At 48.0% G+C, this 16,709-nt stretch carries 14 protein-coding genes; 8 read left to right on the top strand and 6 right to left on the bottom strand.

Translation table 11 applies throughout. The annotated features are described in order from the left end of the window. Position 1 precedes the first annotated feature (1 nt). A complete protein-coding gene (locus AC121Z_RS15010) occupies positions 2-1,036 on the top strand; it encodes a phytase (RefSeq protein ID WP_498124982.1) in 1,035 nt (344 codons plus the stop codon). A gap of 66 nt (positions 1,037-1,102) precedes the next feature. Here AC121Z_RS15010 and gorA read toward each other — a convergent pair whose 3' ends face one another. Together gorA and AC121Z_RS15000 are read right to left on the bottom strand one after the other, a co-directional pair. Continuing rightward, positions 1,103-2,449, bottom strand: a complete 1,347-nt coding sequence (gene gorA / locus AC121Z_RS15005; RefSeq protein ID WP_498124980.1) for a glutathione-disulfide reductase — start codon at positions 2,447-2,449, stop codon at positions 1,103-1,105. 177 nt (positions 2,450-2,626) lie between these two features. Continuing rightward, positions 2,627-4,027, bottom strand: coding sequence for an HD domain-containing phosphohydrolase (locus tag AC121Z_RS15000; protein ID WP_498124978.1), 1,401 nt, complete (start codon positions 4,025-4,027; stop codon positions 2,627-2,629). A 205-nt stretch (positions 4,028-4,232) separates the two neighbouring features. On the opposite strand from AC121Z_RS15000, the gene prlC reads away from it, so the two are divergent. The 7 genes from prlC to AC121Z_RS14965 all read left to right on the top strand — a co-directional run bounded on the left by prlC (position 4,233) and on the right by AC121Z_RS14965 (position 12,441). After that, positions 4,233-6,266, top strand: coding sequence for an oligopeptidase A (gene prlC, locus AC121Z_RS14995; RefSeq protein WP_498124976.1), 2,034 nt, complete (start codon positions 4,233-4,235; stop codon positions 6,264-6,266). Then, complete coding sequence (locus AC121Z_RS14990) at positions 6,263-6,952, top strand: DNA-3-methyladenine glycosylase I (protein ID WP_498124974.1); 690 nt, start codon at positions 6,263-6,265, stop codon at positions 6,950-6,952. The genes prlC and AC121Z_RS14990 overlap by 4 nt, the downstream gene beginning before the upstream one ends. Positions 6,953-7,278: 326 nt before the next feature. Then, the gene (gene ubiE, locus AC121Z_RS14985) at positions 7,279-8,067 is read left to right on the top strand and encodes a bifunctional demethylmenaquinone methyltransferase/2-methoxy-6-polyprenyl-1,4-benzoquinol methylase UbiE (RefSeq protein WP_498124973.1); all 789 of its coding nucleotides are present in this window, start codon (positions 7,279-7,281) and stop codon (positions 8,065-8,067) included. Further along, complete coding sequence (locus AC121Z_RS14980; protein WP_498124971.1) at positions 8,067-8,696, top strand: ubiquinone biosynthesis accessory factor UbiJ; 630 nt, start codon at positions 8,067-8,069, stop codon at positions 8,694-8,696. Before ubiE ends, AC121Z_RS14980 begins: the two co-directional genes overlap by 1 nt. 8 nt (positions 8,697-8,704) lie before the next feature. Beyond that, positions 8,705-10,339: a ubiquinone biosynthesis regulatory protein kinase UbiB gene (ubiB, locus tag AC121Z_RS14975; protein ID WP_498124969.1), complete on the top strand. Its 1,635-nt coding sequence runs from the start codon at positions 8,705-8,707 to the stop codon at positions 10,337-10,339. 344 nt (positions 10,340-10,683) lie between these two features. Next, positions 10,684-10,893 carry a transcription antiterminator/RNA stability regulator CspE gene (gene cspE, locus AC121Z_RS14970; RefSeq protein WP_100644315.1) on the top strand — a complete coding sequence of 70 codons (210 nt, stop codon included), beginning with the start codon at positions 10,684-10,686 and terminating at the stop codon, positions 10,891-10,893. 366 nt (positions 10,894-11,259) lie between these two features. Further along, positions 11,260-12,441, top strand: coding sequence for an acyl-CoA dehydrogenase (locus tag AC121Z_RS14965; protein ID WP_498124967.1), 1,182 nt, complete (start codon positions 11,260-11,262; stop codon positions 12,439-12,441). 23 nt (positions 12,442-12,464) lie between these two features. Here AC121Z_RS14965 and AC121Z_RS14960 read toward each other — a convergent pair whose 3' ends face one another. The 4 genes from AC121Z_RS14960 to fre form a co-directional block, all read right to left on the bottom strand. Next, the gene (locus tag AC121Z_RS14960) at positions 12,465-13,475 is read right to left on the bottom strand and encodes a substrate-binding periplasmic protein (protein ID WP_498124966.1); all 1,011 of its coding nucleotides are present in this window, start codon (positions 13,473-13,475) and stop codon (positions 12,465-12,467) included. Positions 13,476-13,566: 91 nt separating this feature from the next. Continuing rightward, entirely contained in the window at positions 13,567-14,412 is an 846-nt protein-coding gene (locus AC121Z_RS14955; protein ID WP_498124964.1) for a DUF2797 domain-containing protein, read from the bottom strand. A gap of 5 nt (positions 14,413-14,417) precedes the next feature. After that, positions 14,418-15,824 (bottom strand): M28 family peptidase, encoded by a 1,407-nt coding sequence (locus tag AC121Z_RS14950; RefSeq protein ID WP_498124962.1) that lies wholly within the window; start codon positions 15,822-15,824, stop codon positions 14,418-14,420. 161 nt (positions 15,825-15,985) lie between these two features. Further along, entirely contained in the window at positions 15,986-16,681 is a 696-nt protein-coding gene (gene fre / locus AC121Z_RS14945; RefSeq protein ID WP_498124961.1) for an NAD(P)H-flavin reductase, read from the bottom strand. Positions 16,682-16,709 lie beyond the last annotated feature (28 nt).

The raw sequence follows: 16,709 nt of genomic DNA, 5'->3' as shown, positions 1-16,709 counted from the left end.
TATGCAGTTACAGTTTAAATGCTCAGTTCTGGTCATGGCATTGTCTGCTCTTGCCGGGTGTCAATCACTCACGGCAGAGATCCAGCAGAGAGAGGCGATGCAATATGTTGACGCGACTCAGGTGCAAGTCATGCATGCATCGGCAGAAACAACGCCAGTGCAATCGATTGATGATGCGGCAGATGATCCCGCTATTTGGATCCACCCTTCTGCGCCAGAGAAAAGCCTTATTCTGGGTACCGATAAGAAAGGTGGTGTTGCAGTTTATAATCTAGCGGGAGAGCAAATTCAGTTTCTTTCTCACGGTTTACCCAATAATGTCGATCTAAGGCAAAATGTTGCAACGATTGATGGCGACGTAGATATAGCCGCCTTTTCTGATCGCGCGACTAATTCGGTTGGTATCCTCAAGGTCAATGAAAATGGGGTTGAATATGTCGCTAATTTTCCTGTAGGTGAAGAACCTTATGGTTTTTGCATGGGACAAAACGGTGCTGCCATTTACGCCATTGTCACCTACAAAACCGGATTGGTTGAGCAATATCAAATCAACACCCAAGCTGATTTCTCACTTGAGTTAATCGCCAGTTATAAACTACCTACCCAGCTTGAAGGTTGCGTGTACGACGACATCAACAGAGTACTGTTTATAGGCGAAGAGGGGAAAGGTATTTGGAAATTTACTAGCTTGTCTCAGGACCCTCTTTTGATTGATGAAGTCGGGGGCGCTTCGGGAATTGAAGCTGATGTTGAAGGACTTTCAATTTATCGCGGCAGCCAATCTTATTTGGTTGTGTCCTCACAAGGAAATGACAGCTTCGCGCTCTATGATTTAGAAGCGCCGCACGCATTCGTGAAACGTTTTCGTGTGCTAGCAAAAAACGGAATCGATGGGGTACAGGAAACTGATGGGTTGGATGCAACGGCGACTCCGCTTGGAGAGATGTATCCTAACGGTATACTCGTTGTTCAGGATGGGTTTAATGTCGATCCCAGCAACAAACAAAACTTTAAACTAGTTCCGGCAAACTTTTAACACTTTCCTTGGAAAAAAAGAGCCACACAATTGTGGCTCTTTTTATTGAGCTGACAAACCAAGCGACTACATAGTAACGAATTCTTCGGCACTGGTTGGGTGAATGGCCACACAGGCGTCAAAATCGGCTTTGGTCGCCCCCATTTTCATGGCTACCCCAAAGCCCTGTAATATCTCGTCCATGGCAAATCCAATCCCGTGTAAACCTACCACCTTCTCTTCTGGGCCGGCACAAATCAGCTTCATCTTAGTGACCTGGCGGTGAGACGTGACCGCGGTATACATCGCAGCAAAACTCGATTCATACACATTAATATTATTATCACCATAGCGTGCAATCGCTTCAGGCTCCGTCAGTCCAATGGTGCCGATTGGCGGGTGGCTAAATACCACGGTAGGTACGAGCTCATAATCCATGTGGGCATCGGGTTTATTATTGAATAAGCGCTCTGACAATAAACGCCCAGCTTTTACGGCTACTGGAGTTAAATCAATCTTGCCGATGCAGTCTCCCACCGCGTAAACGCCCGGTGCATCGGTATTTTGGTATTTGTCGACCAGAATATGCCCACGAATATCGGTTTTAACATCGGTGTTTTCAAGCCCGATTTGGTCGGTTGCAGGGCTGCGCCCAATCGCCCAAATCAAACAATCAGTTTCAATGCGTTCACCATTGGTTAAAATGACGCATAACGATCCATCGTCTTGTTTCACTACCTCTTTGATCACATGATGTTTGTGCAATCGAGGGCCGTCTTTTTCGATAAGTTCAGTTAAGGTCTCGGTCAGCATGGGATCAAATGCACGCAGCGGAGCGTTCTTGCGCACGACCAAATGTGTTTCGCTGCCTAAACTATGCATCACCCCTGCTAACTCCACAGCGATATAGCCCGCACCAGCAACGACGACGCGCTTGGGCTGTTCTTGCAATGCAAAGAAACCATCGGAGGTAATCCCCAAATCAGCGCCAGGAACACTATCAATATTGGGGCGGCCACCGGTGGCAATTAAAATGTGCTTAGCGTGGTAGTGTTCACCGTCAACCTCTACAGTGTGGTTATCCACGAACCGGGCAAAACCTTCGATACGGGTGATCTTATTGCTCGCGAGTACACGATCGTAGGAGCCATGGATACGTTCAATATAGGCTTCACGACTCGCCACTAATTGTTGCCAATTGAATTGATTGAGCGTGACATCAAAGCCGTAATCCTTGGCATAAACATTGATCGCTTCGGCAACTTGAGCACCGTACCACATGGCCTTTTTAGGCACACAGCCGACGTTGACGCAGGTACCACCAATCTGCTTGGCTTCGATAAGGGCTACGCGCTGGCCGTATTTGGCTGCGCGATTAGCCGAAGCAATGCCGCCGCTACCACCGCCGATACAAATATAATCAAACTCTTTCATGTCACTCCTAATCATTAACTTAGCGTGCGAATACAGATAGCTTTACACATAAAATTCTTTCAAACAAAAAGTTTGTTGGCTTTCTGAGTAGGACATGTAGTGAAGAATGAATGCTGCCTTTCCTATTTTAAAAACTGTCCAGTTAATTACTGGATCTGTTAGAGGGAAGAATTCGCATTATTGTTGTTGCGGCTCATTAGGATCGGTACCGGACTGTTGCTGTTCAGTATTAGTATCCGATGTTCGTTGAGTCTCTGCTTTTACATTCGGTAGAGCGCTTGCTTCTGTATTATCTTCTACCTCGGCTGGTGCTTTTCTTTCATCAACAATATCTACTGAAAGGGCTAGATCCCAACCCGCCTCAATATGTATAAGCTTGGCAATACTAGCTTCGGTAAAAACATGCCCCTGTGGTAACAGTAAAAAGTGCTGCGCATTATATAAATCACTGCGTAACACCATACCAGGCAATAGCTGTCGAGTTGTGAGCTGGCCTTCGTGGGCCGTGGCAAGGAGCTTAATATCCAGTTCAATGAATTGCCGCAGAATGCTCTTATCGTATTTTACACCCTGAAATTTCTGCATCTCTTTGCGAGTGTCTTTTGCTGAAAGCTTACGCGGTAAAATACGCCCAGTACGGTAACGCCAATAGTCACGACAGATTGCGATAATCCGAGCCCCAGTAGGCGGACTTGGTTTCGCATGCACGGAGTCGAACTGTTTGGCGATCAATTCAATTTCACTTTCGAGTGAAACCAAGGGGGACAGTATTAACTTCGCTTGCTCCACCTGACTGATATAGCGCTGTTGTTGTTGAATATTTAGCTCCGCAAAGGGGCGGTCGATAATATCTGCCGGGATCCCAATGAGGCCAATTTCACAAATTAGCCCGGCGAGACGGATCATGAATTGGTCTTTGGCACTTAAACCCAGGGTTGCCGCGAGTTGTTGGGCTGACTCGCTGACTTGACGCGCAAACCCGCCATCGATACTGGGGTGCGAAACAATTAGATTATACAGCACGCGTTCTAATGCTTGTGAATGTTGACGCGTGCTATTCAGTGCAGCTTTGATCTGGCGAGTACGTAGATTAACTTTACTGCTGAGTGTTTGATTGCTGGTGGCTAGGCGTTCATTCTGCGCGCGTGTCAGGGCGAGGAGGCGTGCGTTTTCCCTGCGTAGCTCGGCGCGTTCAATGCCTTCTGTGATGCTCTCCTTTAACACCCGATGGTCCCATGGTTCGAGTAAATACCGATGAACTTTATTGTCGTTAATTGCCTTTAACATGGCATCAACGTCGGCGCGGCCATTCAATATAATGCGAAAAGCGTTAGGCTGGATCTGCGCTGCTTGGGCGAGAAATTCGGCGCCATTGGCTCCGGGCATGCGCATGTCTGCAATAATAACGTCGACTGACTTCGACGTTAGCAGTTGCAACGCTTTCTGTGGTGAATCGGTAAGGAGTAGCTGAGCTTTTAGCTGCGGCAATACTTTTCGAATAGCCGCTAAACTGTTGGATTCGTTATCTACTGCCAGGACTACAGGTTGTTTGGCGGGTTGTGCCGACTGCGCATTCACTACACTTCTCCATTACTTTCACCTTCAGAATAGTGCTAAATTGCAGGGAGTACCAGCAAGTCGCACGGTTTAACATCATTGTGTAACAGACGTCGCTGAAGCATAGGATGCTACTACCGCCCCACCCGCGATGATTTAAGGGCATTGTTTTTTTCGAGAACATCCTTACTTACTATGCATGCAATTATAATAGAGAGTGACAACCTTGAACCCAGTCATTGAAACTCAGCAACAGCCCTTACCCGTTTTTTCTGCGCTTAAGCCCGAAGAGATTAAAGCGGCGGTAGAAGCATTAATTGAGGAATCTAAAGCAGTGATCGACGCAGTGGCTGCACAAGCTGAGCCCACGTATGCAACGGTTGTAGAACGTTTAGAAGCGCAAGACGATCGCTTGAGTCGGTTTTGGTCTCCCGTCTCGCATATGAATTCGGTAGTAAGCTCGGAAGCGTTGCGAGATGCACATGATAGTTGCTTGCCTTTGCTATCAGAGTACGGCACCTGGGTTGGTCAACATAAGGGGTTGTATAATGTGTATGTGGCACTGCAAGAAAGTGCTGAATATGCGACGCTCGATCAGGCAGCAAAAACCGCCATTGAGAATACCTTGCGAGATTTTAAATTGTCCGGGGTTGCGCTATCAGGAGAGGCGAAAAAACGTTATGCCGACATTCAAGCTCGTCTGAGTGAGCTGGCATCAACCTTCAGTAATAACGTGCTTGATGCAACGATGGCGTGGACGAAGTTGATCACGCGTGCAGAGGATTTAGCAGGGCTGCCTGAATCAGCTATGGCAGCGGCAAAACAAGCTGCTGAGCGCAAGGAGCAACAAGGATGGTTGTTCACGCTGGATATCCCTAGTTACCTTCCGATCATGATGTATTGTGATAATCGCGAGTTGCGCGAAGAGATGTATCGAGCCTACACCACGCGCGCTTCGGAGCAAGGCCCCAATGCCGGGCAATTTGACAACACAGCAATTATCAACGAAACCCTCAAGCTCCGCGAAGAAGCGGCCCAGTTACTGGGTTTTAGTCATTATGCAGAACGTTCCCTCGCTACCAAAATGGCGGATACGCCAGAGCAAGTTCTGCATTTCCTGAATGATCTTGCGCGGCGCTCTAAACCTCAAGCGGAACAAGACTTACAAGATATCCGCGAGTTTGCGCAGTCAGCGTATGGCATGAGTGAGCTCGAGGCGTGGGATCTGACATACTACAGCGAGAAGTTGAAGCAGCAACGGTACGCCATCTCGGATGAGCAATTGCGCCCTTATTTTCCTGAGCATAAAGTGGTTAGCGGCCTGTTTGCGGTAGTAGAAAAACTGTATGGATTACGTATTGAGCAGCGTGAAAACGTGGATGTTTGGCATGCAGACGTCAAGTTTTACGATATTTTTGATGCTGACAACAACCTACGCGGCAGCTTTTATTTCGACCTGTATGCCCGCGAAGGTAAACGCGGTGGCGCTTGGATGGATGAGTGTCGGGTAAGGCGTAAAACCGAAAGCGCAATACAAACGCCAGTGGCCTACCTTACCTGTAACTTCAATGGTCCAGTTGGTAATAAACCGGCATTATTTACGCACGATGAAGTGGTGACCTTATTCCACGAGTTTGGTCATGGCATTCATCATATGCTGACCCAAGTTAGCGTTGCCGGTGTTTCTGGTATCAATGGTGTGCCATGGGATGCGGTAGAATTACCCAGTCAGTTTCTGGAAAATTGGTGCTGGCAAGAAGAAGCGCTGGCATTAATTTCCGGGCATTTTGAAACCGGCGAGCCATTGCCCAAAGAGTTGCTGGATAAAATGTTGGCGGCACGCAACTTCCAAAGTGCAATGCAGATGGTGCGGCAATTAGAATTTAGCTTATTCGATATGGCGATCCACGCAGCGCCAGCTAAGGATATTGATGTTCAAGCGATTTTAAATTCGGTGCGCGAGCAGGTAGCGGTTGTTAAACCGCCAGAGTTTAATCGCTTTCAGCATAGTTTTGGGCATATATTTGCGGGCGGTTATGCAGCCGGTTATTACTCGTATAAATGGGCAGAAGTGCTCTCATCAGATGCCTTTAGTCGCTTTGAAGAAGAGGGGATTTTTAACCCGCAAACGGGACGGGATTTTCTTACCCATATTCTAGAAAAAGGTGGTAGTCAGCCGCCGATGGAATTGTTTACCGCGTTTCGCGGGCGTGAGCCTGAGGTCGATGCGTTACTTCGTCACAGTGGGATTGCCGCGTGAGCAGTGAAAAATTTGCCGCTATTTATGCACGCGCAGCAAAGCGTAAAGGCGGCAAGCAAGCCCTTGAACAATTGGTAGGGCAACCACTCTCCCCCGAGCAGTTAGCGCAAGTGGGGGATGACCGCTTCCTCGCCGAATTTACCAAGAAGGTCTTTCAATCTGGCTTTGTGTGGCGTGTGGTTAGGCAAAAATGGCCTGATTTTGAGGAGCTCTTTTTCGGTTTTGATATTGAGAAAGTGTTGCTGATGCCAGATGAAATGCTTGAACGCAAAGCGGCGGACCCCAGGATAATTCGCAATTACAACAAAGTGAAAACTATTCGCGATAATGCGCTTATGATCGCCGACGTTCGCCAGCAGCATGGCTCATTTGCGCAGTTTGTGGCGCAGTGGCCGGCTGATGATGTGATTGGACTGTGGGAATACCTAAAAAAACATGGTGCACGTTTGGGTGGCAATACTGGCCCTTACGCCCTGCGGTTTTTAGGGAAAGACACTTTTTTGCTGAGCAAGGATGTTGAAGACTATTTTACCCAGCATAAACTTATTGATGGCTCAGCGCGCTCCAAGCGTAGCTTAAAAGCGATTAATCAAACCTTTCTGGAGTGGCAGCGACAAAGTGGCCGTTCGCTGCAGGCGATCAGTCAGATTGTTGCTTTTAGTTGTGGTGATAATCACATCAATTGATCAGGTTTTGAGGCTTGTCTGTAACTTTTAAAAAACCTTTAGGGCAAAGGTAAAAGCCGCCTGTGTGCCTTTCGTGCGATCTCTGTGCTCTGCAATGCTAGTGCTAAATGTAGGCGCAAGAACTGGTTGCACAGTCACTCTTTACGAGTGCATGAAGGTAGTAATAGTTTCGATCGCAGACATCCGTATAAGCTCTGAACCAAGGGTAGGGCGTATAGTGTGTTGATCATACCAGTATTACAAAATCACTTTTATTGCTGTCGTTACCCTGGGCTTTTCGATAGACTTAGGTCATTAAAATTTCATAGCCTAGATGAGCATTAGACATGACGTCAGAAACCCATTCGGCCCAAACTGAAAATCAAGAACCGCTGAACGAGACTACCCATTTTGGTTACAAGCAAGTAGCGACTCAGCAAAAAGCCTCAATGGTAGCTGAGGTTTTTGATTCTGTGGCCGCCAAGTACGACTTGATGAATGATTTGATGTCAATGGGGATCCACCGTGTTTGGAAACGCTTTACGATTGATTGTAGCGGCGTGCGCGCAGGTCAACGCGTGCTCGATCTGGCGGGTGGTACGGGTGATTTGGCGGCTAAATTTTCACGTTTAGTCGGTGCTAACGGACAAGTTATTTTGGCTGACATTAATCGCGAGATGCTTAAGGTTGGCCGCGACAAGTTGCGCAATATGGGCATTGTGGGCAATCTTGATTATGTGCAGGCCAATGCCGAGGCGCTGCCATTTCCCGACAATCATTTTGATTTGATTACCATAGCATTTGGCTTACGCAACGTGACCGATAAAGACAAGGCGTTGGCATCGATGTTTCGCGTGTTAAAGCCCGGTGGTCGTTTATTGGTACTGGAATTTTCTAAGCCCACGCAGGATTGGTTAAGTAAAGTTTATGACGCCTATTCCTTCCACGTTTTACCCAAAATGGGGCAGCTCGTCGCAAATGATGCGGACAGTTATCAATATTTGGCTGAATCGATCCGAATGCACCCCGATCAAGATACCTTAAAGGGCATGATGGATGCGGTTGGCTTTGAACAAACCGAATACTTTAATCTCACCGGTGGCATTGTGGCATTGCATCGAGGGTTTAAGTTCTAATGCCCACTGCGCAGGTACTGCACGCGGTTGCCGAGTCACTGGTTAACCCGCTACTTAAGCTCGATCCAGAGTCGCAGACGCGGATAGATAAATTGCAGGGCAAACGCTTAATTATTTGGCTCGATGAGCTGGCGTGGCCAGTCGAAATAGCCTTTGAGCAAACACTTTCGATTCACCAATGTGAACTCAGCTGGGAGCAGGCCCAAGCGACCCTTAGTGATGAGCAATGTTTACTCAAAACTACATTGAGCGTATTACCTGAGCTGAAAGACACGCGCAAGATCACGCAACTCATTCGTGCGGAAAAATTGGACCTATGTGGTGATATGCAGATAGCTCAGCATGTCAGCCAATTGTTTTTGCAGTTATCGATTGATTGGGAAGAGGTGCTCTCGCAGCACATTGGCGATGTACCTGCCTATCAATTGATGCGTGGTTTGCAGCACGTCAATCAACAAGCCAAGCAGCACGCCAGCCAGCTGGGTGAAATTATTAGTAGTGCGCTTATCGACGAAAAGCGCCTGGCGGTGCATCGCCTACAGGTTATGCATCACGGCGATCAGGTGAGTGAAATACGTGACGCAGTAGCGCGTCTAGAATCCCGAATCCAACGCTTAGAGTCGAAGTAGTAGAAACTATGCGGTTTTTTAGATTGTACAAAATCAATAAGGTCTTGCTTGAGCATGGCCTTGACGACTGTATTCCTAGTCGTTTTATGCCCTGGTATGCACGGATGGCGCGGCATGGTTTATTTTGGATCCGCAATCAGCATAACAACGAACCGCAAGGCAAACGGATCCGCTTGGCACTGCAAAGTTTAGGTCCGGTATTTATCAAGTTTGGCCAAATGCTTTCTACGCGACGAGATTTATTACCGCCGGATATCGCTGATGAACTGGCCTATTTGCAAGATAAAGTTCCGCCCTTCGATAACGAACAAGCGCAGACGTTGATCAAGCAAGCGTTGGGGCTTAAGCACATGGATGAACTGTTTAGTGAGTTTGATCCACAACCCTTAGCGTCGGCGTCGATAGCGCAAGTACATGCAGCGAAATTGCGTGTGGATAACAAGGATGTAGTGGTGAAAGTATTGCGTCCAGACATCGAGGGAACGATTGACGCTGATATTGATTTACTGCAGAGCTTTGCGCATTTGTTACAAAAATGGTTGCCCGACGGCAAACGTTTGCGCCCGGTAGAAGTGGTCGCCGAATATCGCCGCACCATTAAAGATGAGTTAGATTTACTGCGTGAGTCAGCCAACGGCATTCAATTAAGCCGCAACTTTGTTGATTCTGAAGCGCTGTATGTCCCGCACATTTATAGTGATCATTGTCGCGAAAATGTATTGGTGATGGAGCGAATTTACGGTATCCCGATAGCCAACGTTGAAGCGCTCAAGGCCCAAGGGACCAACTTTAAGTTGTTGGCCGAGCGCGGAGTCGAAGTGTTTTTTACCCAAGTCTTTCGCGATAGTTTTTTTCATGCGGATATGCACCCGGGTAATATTTTTGTGTCCACTGAGCATCCCGAAAATCCGCAGTACATTGCCATCGATTTCGGTATTGTAGGTACCCTAAATCGTGAAGATAAGCGCTACTTAGCGGAAAACTTTATTGCCTTTTTCAACCGCGATTACCGCAAGGTCGCACAGCTACACGCGGACTCAGGTTGGGTACCGCACGATACCAATATTGATGACTTTGAAATGGCCATTCGTAAAGTCTGTGAGCCGATCTTCCAAAAGCCGTTGGCAGATATTTCGTTCGGTCATGTGTTAATGCAATTGTTTAACACTGCGCGTCGCTTCAATATGACCGTACAACCACAGCTAGTTTTGCTGCAAAAAACCCTTCTTTACGTTGAAGGGTTGGGCCGTCAGTTGTACCCCCAGCTAGATTTGTGGCAAACCGCAAAACCGTTTTTAGAGAATTGGATGAAACAACAAATTGGGCTCAAAGCCATGCTGAAAAAAATTCAGGACAATTTACCGTTCTGGTCTGAAAAGCTACCCGACATGCCCGACCTCTTGCACGACAGTTTGAAGCAGTTGAAAACCTTGCCCGAAATGCAGCAACGTCATTACGAGCAACAGCTCGCCCAGCAGCAAGCGCAACATCGCGCACAATTAACGACCATCGTTGGGGCCACGTTGTTTATTCTGGCGGCTTTGGTTCCTTTAAATGGCCTGAGTTGGTGGGTATCTGCAGGACTCGCCGGAGTCGCTGGTGGATGCTGGCTCTACGCCTATCGAAAAGCCAATTTGGATTGAATAGTTCCGCCGCTCAACACATTTTTCGGTAGGATATTATGCAGTTAGCAATCACTGACTAACAGCTCCGATGAGTTGTGTTATGCGGAGATTTTTGTGACTTTTTTATGAATTTCAAGCGAATAAGATAGCTATATCGCCAATTGATGGTATAGTGCCATTGTCTTTGATAGACGAAATTATAGAGTTACAAGCTGCAAGTGTTTTTAAACATCTCAAGTTACCTAGTAATTGTTGTAAGACGTTTTCCATTTCGTACGTGTTGACCCTCAGAATAATCCAGTTAATCAAAGGCGTAAGAACCGCGCGTTTTGCGCAAGAAACAAATTTTATTGAGGTTTTACATGTCTAAAGTAACAGGCACCGTTAAGTGGTTTAACGCTGATAAAGGTTATGGTTTTTTAACTCAAGATAACGGTGGTAAAGATGTATTTGTACACTTCCGCGCAATCGTAGCAGAAGGTTACAAAACTCTTCCAGAAGGTCAAAAAGTTCAGTTCGACGTTGAAGAAGGTCAGAAAGGTCTTCAAGCAGCAAACGTTGAAACGATCTAATTGAGTTTCATTGATGGTGACCGCCCGGTCACCATCGAATTTACTTACTCCAAACTCCAAACTCCAAACTCCAAACTCCAAGCTCCAAACTATTGTCGTTTAGTTTATCTAAATCAAATGACTATAGGTTTCACCAATTAAGCTTGCGTATTTTCCTAATCGATCGGTTACCAGAATCAATCTGAATAGACCGGTTTAGCATGTCCCGAAAGATTTTACTGCATGGGTTCAAGGGGGTTATCCATCTGCAAAACTGTAAACACTTGATCCTGATCACAGGGTTGAACATAGGAAGCGGTATTGCGAAATGCTAAGTTCAGGTAGAATTACCCCACTTTAAACAGCCAATGATTTAGGTACACCTCCATGTCACAACCCCTCGCAATTTGGGATGATATTTTCTTACTCGACAAGCAATTGAGCGAAGAGGAGCGCATGCTGCGCGACAGTGCTCATGACTTTTGTCAGACGGAGTTAATGCCGGGTATTTTGCAAGCCAATCGTGACGGCGTTTTTGACCGCACCATCATGCATAAGTTTGGTGAAGCAGGATTGTTAGGGGCTACCATTCATGGTTACGGTTGTGCGGGGGTTAATTATGTTGGTTATGGATTAATCGCGCGCGAAGTTGAACGGGTCGACAGTGGTTATAGAAGCGCAATGAGTGTGCAGTCATCGTTAGTTATGCACCCAATTAATACCTTTGGCTCAGAGGCGCAAAAAGAACGCTACCTGCCCAAACTGGCCAGCGGCGAATGGGTGGGATGTTTTGGTCTGACCGAACCAGACGCGGGCTCTGATCCCGCTTCCATGCGCACGCGCGCGGAACAAACGGATGGCGGTTATCTGCTTACCGGTAGCAAAATGTGGATCACCAACTCACCGATTGCCGATGTATTCGTGGTCTGGGCCAAGAATGTTGCCGAGGATAATGCGATTTGTGGCTTTATTCTGGAAAGGGGAATGGCTGGCCTCAGTGCGCCTGAAATCCACGGCAAATTATCACTCAAAGCGTCCATCACAGGTGAAATCGTGATGGATAAGGTGTTTGTCCCAGCTGAGAATATGTTGCCGAAGGTGCGCGGATTAAAAGGCCCATTCAGTTGCCTAAACGTGGCGCGTTACGGTATCTCTTGGGGCGCATTGGGCGCTGCTGAGTTTTGCTGGCATGCGGCCCGGCGATATGGCCTCGATCGCAAGCAGTTTGGTCGGCCATTAGCGCAGACCCAATTATTTCAAACCAAACTCGCCAATATGCAAACCGAGATTACGTTAGGCTTACAAGGGTCTTTACGGGTGGGACGTTTGATTGATGAACAGCAGTTTGATCCGGCAATGATCTCGCTGATGAAACGCAACAATTGTGGTAAAGCTTTGGACATCGCCCGGCAATCACGCGACATGCATGGTGGTAATGGTATTGCTGATGAATTCCATATTATGCGCCATATGATCAACCTCGAAACGGTTAATACCTATGAGGGTACCTATGACGTGCATGGACTCATTCTAGGGCGCGCGCAAACCGGTTTACAGGCGTTTTTCTGAGTTTCTGCCAGCACGCAGCCGCTTTACCAAGCGCGCAATATGCCTTGGTAGGCGAAAGGATCAAGAAAGCTTTCACGTTCTTGCTCAGTAATGGAGCGGCTATTAGCGCGAATGAAGTCGCGCGCCGCGGTCCAGCTGGTGAACGTCGTGCCATCAACGCTATAACCGGCGATGACATTGTTAGTATTACCCCAAGGGTAGGCGTTATACACCGCCAGTGCGCCATCATCTGCAAGCATGTCAACTCGGTGCTGAACATCTAGGCTGGTGGTCAAAATCACTTCTGTACCACTGTCGCTAGGCGCACTGATCCAGGCTATACCTAAGAGCTTATTCATGCTGCCATCAGATACCATCTGCTGGATCTGCGAATTGAAATCATCAATTATCTGCTGCGCGTTGGGTACCGCTTGATTGAGGCTCAAGTGCAGCGCAGTTTGATAAATGGCATCCTTTGAACGATGCAGCAACTCTTCACTTTCGCTTTGCAACAAACGGTTAAACTCATTGAAGAACAAAAGATCCGTGAGTAAGTAGTTGCTCCGCTCATCAGCAAGATTGCTAATGCTTTCAAAGGTATTAGGATTACGTGACCACTTAATATCGCGCACTAAACGTAAGGACGGTGTTGCGGCATAGCGGTTTTCGACCGCCACGCGACTGTTACGGATCTGAGCAAAGCTGCGCACCCGCTCTACGTCTGCAGTTTTGCCCACCAAGTGTAAGTACAGTGGCAGGTATGGAGCAGAATAGATAAAGTTTTCGCGCGGCTCATTGAGATCAATAAAATCGATGCGCCCATCATACTGCCCCGAGTTTAACCCACTGCCAGCAAACGCCGGGCGTTCGGTGGTGATCCTTACCGTATGGCCGGCGCGTTGCAATGCGGTTTGCACAATGTCACTAAGGCGCTCCGAATGTGCCCCTTGATTAGTAAACGATTCCCATTCAGTGGTCACTAATTTCAATGAGTCTGCCGACGCGACGCAACTAAAAGAGAGCCAGATAAATAGCAAGCTAACGCAGCGCTGCATGATAATTAGTCATCCTTATATCGACGGTTACATAAATTTTACGCGATAGTGGCTAAAAGGATCGCGCCACGCACTCTCCCTAGCAATCAACCTACGCATGCTTAAAGGTTACTTCATAACCGGCATATTTGCGCATGTTGATGACACGATCGCCATCCAATAGCCAATATTGACCTTTGATCCCCGTGAGTGTTCCAGAGAACTCAGGCGTTTTATCCAGATTGATCGATTTAATTTTATCGGGGTAGTGCACGACAGGATAACGAATACTAATCGGCTCAGCCTGCACGGGCTGCACGGCGGTTAGTCCATGCTGCTCGGTAACCTGCGCAATATCAGTGCTAATGGCCGCTAGGATAGTCTCTGCTGTGGCACTGATATCCAGGGTATCCGGTTCACCTTTGAGCATGGTGCGCCAATTGGTTTTGTCGCCAATATGAGCCTTGGCGGCATCTTCAACCAACCCGCTCACCAAACGCTGTGAGACCCGTAAAATGGGTAATGCTTGGGTGGCGCCTTGGTCAATCCAGCGGGAAGAAACGCCATCCGTAACATGCCGCGTAATGCCGATTTTCATCGCTCCAGTATTGGATAAATAGACAAAATGGTCGGTCAGACAATTAGCTTCGCCCCATTCAGGCTCACGGCAGGTGCCGGCATGATAATGACACAGTTCGGGTTTAATGATGCAGCTATCGCACTGGGCCAAGGTGATCAGGCAGCGATAACAATAGCCCTGATTAAAACTCTTTTTGGTTTTACTGCCACAGTGCACACAGTGGATGTTGCCGCTGAAACTGACGCTGACCGTTTGCCCTACCAAAGCATTCATAGGCACCAGTTCGTCACCTACTGGCAGTTGATATTGGGCTAAGTGAGCGCCATCCGTTTGGGCCTCAGTACTGACTTTCATTTTCCGAATATTGCCGGTAGGCATATTAATTACTCCGCGTTTGGATCAGGTAAAAATGCGCCAGCAGCGCCAGGGAATACCACGGGACTCTCGTAGCCATCTGCACTGACACTAGCCACGCCAAAGAAGTAATTATCGATAACAATATTCTCTAACGTGTATTCGCTAACATCGCCCACAAAACGGCTGAATTGCCATTGTGGTGCATCGGTGTAGCGCCAGTATATTTTATACCCTGCCAGGTGTGGATTAGTGGCCTTATCGACCGCATTCCAGGATAAGGTGGTACTGGGTTGTACTGCGCCTTTTATCGCGACGCCAGTGGGGGGTTGTGGTGCCCATGCCAGACTAGCGAGACTGGCGGCGTTTAAACCGGTGAGTTTGGCAGCATAGTCAAAGTCGACACCGTCGATGGTATCCCCGTATACAATACCGTTTTCGGTACGCAGATCTTGATGTTGACGATGGTAATGTTCGTTGGTTTCCATGATGCGGATCCCCGGGTAGCCGAGATCATTAAACGGGCGATGGTGGCCGCCACGGCGAAAGCGGTCTAAGCGGTAGATCACCATGGTATCGAGGTTCGGCACGTAATCATCGGCAATCTTATCGATATACCTTGCGAGGTTGCGGCTAGGGGAGTCAACCTCACCACCGGTGAAGCGGCGTAAACGGGCTTCTTGCTCGGTTTCGAGCATGCGTGTGCCTTCTGCAAATATGCGCGCAGTGGTGTTATCGACCACGCCATTGATGCCTGTAATGTTACCAATCATGTCATTGTTTAACACGCCGACAATGCGCCATCCCTCTTTTTTAGCTTGCTCAGCCATAATTTTACCGCCGAACAACCCTTGCTCTTCACCCGCCAGAGCCGCATACACAATGCTGCCATTAAATTCGTATTGAGTAAGTATACGCGCCGCTTCTAAGGTACCTGCAACACCCGATGCATTGTCATTAGCACCGGGCGCATCAGAGGTAAAATCCATCACATCACTGACCCTAGAGTCAATATCCCCCGACATGATAACGTAACGTCCGGGGTCGGTTTTACCGCGTTGAATAGCAATCACACTGACCACTTCGGTTGGCTCAGGAATGCGCGGCTCATCGCTGATCACCGCGCTTTGAAAGTAGACTTCGAGACAGCCGCCACATGCCGAGCTAATGCGCTCAAATTCAGCTTTTATCCAACGCCGCGCCGCACCGATCCCGCGTGTATCCGATTGAGTTTCTGAGAGGGTGTGGCGAGTACCAAAATCAACTAAGGCTTGGATATCGCGCTCGATGCGTTCTGCCTGCGGAGCAATTGCGATTTGATGGAGTGGTCGAGTTTGCTCGAGCTCACTAGCCAGTGCTACTGAAGCAATACTGGTAGTCAATAATCCCGCACTAATTGAAGCAAGATAAGAACAACGCAAAGCAGATAAAAACATAGCAGATCCTTAGTTGATTGGCAGGCCACGGGCCGAGGTAAGTTAAACACTCTAACCAATACGCAAGTTATCGCAAGTTGGCTTATCGAAAGATCGGCCTCAGTCAGCGAGTCACTTGATTTCTCTCGTGGCAAGGCATATGAGCAACGCAGGTCGATGTTTTACAGGTAATCAAATGCGTCGCCGAAAAGTTGCCCAGCGGGCAAGCCTAATGCAGTAAAGTCATCACGTACGGTCTTTGCCATATCGAAACGACCAGCCACATACACATCGTGCTGGATCAGGTCAGCCTGATGAGTCATTACGGCTTGGTGCACCCAGCCGGTTAATCCGCGCCACTCGTCATTGGGAAACTCGACCACGGGGTGAAACACAAAACCGCTGTGTTGTTCAGCCAGTTGATTTAATTTATCGATGTAATAAAGGTCATCAATATGGCGCACGCCCCAATACAGCGTGACGGCTTTGTGTGGTTGTTGGTGGAGCACGGACTGAACAATTGAATAGGTATAAGAAAATCCGGTCCCGCCGGCAATTAATAGCATCGGGCGCTCACTGTCGCGCACAAAGGCGTTACCAGCGGGCTCGGTGATTTTAATTTCATCTTCGCTACGGAGTCTTTCCATCACTTCCCACGCATAGGGGTTTTCTGGTGTAGCCCCAATTTGGAGCATCAGACTCTCGGTTTGATGGGGAGCATTGGCAACCGAAAATGGGCGCTCGTCGCCCTCATTCATCACCACTTTGATGTACTGACCCGCGGTGAAGTCCAAAGGCGCTGCTGGAATAAGGGTTACTTCAAACACCACGGAGGTGAGTGGTGAAATCTTTTCAATCTTACAGGTAATGTGCGCCATTCAGTCTACTTCTCACGTTGAATAAATT

It is taken from the genome of Alteromonas sp. DYW1 (assembly GCF_059752595.1).
The sequence above is the reverse complement of the archived record's forward strand: the minus strand, read 5'-3'. Positions and strand labels throughout refer to the sequence as shown.

Excerpts from the sequence above, each read along its gene's own strand:
- ubiE (WP_498124973.1), top strand. The coding sequence starts at position 7,279 with ATGACGTCAGAAACCCATTCGGCCCAAACTGAAAATCAAGAACCGCTG.
- AC121Z_RS15010 (WP_498124982.1), top strand. The coding sequence starts at position 2 with ATGCAGTTACAGTTTAAATGCTCAGTTCTGGTCATGGCATTGTCTGCT.
- AC121Z_RS14980 (WP_498124971.1), top strand. The coding sequence starts at position 8,067 with ATGCCCACTGCGCAGGTACTGCACGCGGTTGCCGAGTCACTGGTTAAC.
- cspE (WP_100644315.1), top strand. The coding sequence starts at position 10,684 with ATGTCTAAAGTAACAGGCACCGTTAAGTGGTTTAACGCTGATAAAGGT.
- fre (WP_498124961.1), bottom strand. The coding sequence starts at position 16,681 with ATGGCGCACATTACCTGTAAGATTGAAAAGATTTCACCACTCACCTCC.
- AC121Z_RS14960 (WP_498124966.1), bottom strand. The coding sequence starts at position 13,475 with ATGCAGCGCTGCGTTAGCTTGCTATTTATCTGGCTCTCTTTTAGTTGC.
- AC121Z_RS14965 (WP_498124967.1), top strand. The coding sequence starts at position 11,260 with ATGTCACAACCCCTCGCAATTTGGGATGATATTTTCTTACTCGACAAG.
- AC121Z_RS14955 (WP_498124964.1), bottom strand. The coding sequence starts at position 14,412 with ATGCCTACCGGCAATATTCGGAAAATGAAAGTCAGTACTGAGGCCCAA.
- AC121Z_RS14950 (WP_498124962.1), bottom strand. The coding sequence starts at position 15,824 with ATGTTTTTATCTGCTTTGCGTTGTTCTTATCTTGCTTCAATTAGTGCG.
- gorA (WP_498124980.1), bottom strand. The coding sequence starts at position 2,449 with ATGAAAGAGTTTGATTATATTTGTATCGGCGGTGGTAGCGGCGGCATT.
- ubiB (WP_498124969.1), top strand. The coding sequence starts at position 8,705 with ATGCGGTTTTTTAGATTGTACAAAATCAATAAGGTCTTGCTTGAGCAT.